This window comes from Pseudomonas sp. UV AK001, assembly GCF_046097675.1.
Lineage (GTDB): Bacteria > Pseudomonadota > Gammaproteobacteria > Pseudomonadales > Pseudomonadaceae > Aquipseudomonas > Aquipseudomonas kribbensis.
In genome coordinates, this window is the sequence record NZ_JBJUVZ010000023.1 from 1 (window position 1) to 1,533 (window position 1,533).

Sequence of the window (1,533 nt, forward strand, 5' to 3'; positions counted from 1 at the left end):
AGAGCTGATGACGAGTTGCCTTTAGGCGACGAAGTGGTTGATGCCATGCTTCCAAGAAAAGCTTCTAAGCTTCAGATAACCAGGAACCGTACCCCAAACCGACACAGGTGGTTGGGTAGAGAATACCAAGGCGCTTGAGAGAACTCGGGTGAAGGAACTAGGCAAAATGGCACCGTAACTTCGGGAGAAGGTGCGCCGGTGAGGGTGAAGGACTTGCTCCGTAAGCCCATGCCGGTCGAAGATACCAGGCCGCTGCGACTGTTTATTAAAAACACAGCACTCTGCAAACACGAAAGTGGACGTATAGGGTGTGACGCCTGCCCGGTGCCGGAAGGTTAATTGATGGGGTTAGCTAACGCGAAGCTCTTGATCGAAGCCCCGGTAAACGGCGGCCGTAACTATAACGGTCCTAAGGTAGCGAAATTCCTTGTCGGGTAAGTTCCGACCTGCACGAATGGCGTAACGATGGCGGCGCTGTCTCCACCCGAGACTCAGTGAAATTGAAATCGCTGTGAAGATGCAGTGTATCCGCGGCTAGACGGAAAGACCCCGTGAACCTTTACTATAGCTTTGCACTGGACTTTGAATTTGCTTGTGTAGGATAGGTGGGAGGCTTTGAAGCGTGGACGCCAGTTCGCGTGGAGCCATCCTTGAAATACCACCCTGGCAACTTTGAGGTTCTAACTCAGGTCCGTTATCCGGATCGAGGACAGTGTATGGTGGGTAGTTTGACTGGGGCGGTCTCCTCCTAAAGAGTAACGGAGGAGTACGAAGGTGCGCTCAGACCGGTCGGAAATCGGTCGTAGAGTATAAAGGCAAAAGCGCGCTTGACTGCGAGACAGACACGTCGAGCAGGTACGAAAGTAGGTCTTAGTGATCCGGTGGTTCTGTATGGAAGGGCCATCGCTCAACGGATAAAAGGTACTCCGGGGATAACAGGCTGATACCGCCCAAGAGTTCATATCGACGGCGGTGTTTGGCACCTCGATGTCGGCTCATCACATCCTGGGGCTGAAGCCGGTCCCAAGGGTATGGCTGTTCGCCATTTAAAGTGGTACGCGAGCTGGGTTTAGAACGTCGTGAGACAGTTCGGTCCCTATCTGCCGTGGACGTTTGAGATTTGAGAGGGGCTGCTCCTAGTACGAGAGGACCGGAGTGGACGAACCTCTGGTGTTCCGGTTGTCACGCCAGTGGCATTGCCGGGTAGCTATGTTCGGAAAAGATAACCGCTGAAAGCATCTAAGCGGGAAACTTGCCTCAAGATGAGATCTCACTGGAACCTTGAGTTCCCTGAAGGGCCGTCGAAGACTACGACGTTGATAGGTTGGGTGTGTAAGCGCTGTGAGGCGTTGAGCTAACCAATACTAATTGCCCGTGAGGCTTGACCATATAACACCCAAGCAATTTGAGTCGAAAGGCCAGATTGCGGTGTGTGAAGACGAAAGAACCGAAAGTTCGACGCTTACAAAACACCGAAAACTATCCCATACCCAATTTGCTGAAGCGAGGCCAACCGGCCACGAGTCAGTACCC

The 1,533-nt window shown here is 52.9% G+C and carries 1 rRNA gene; it reads left to right on the forward strand.

The features are described 5' to 3' along the window. Positions 1–1,389, forward strand: a 23S ribosomal RNA gene (locus ACKLNA_RS29090); the annotation flags it as partial. Between the last annotated feature and the right edge of the window lie 144 nt (positions 1,390–1,533).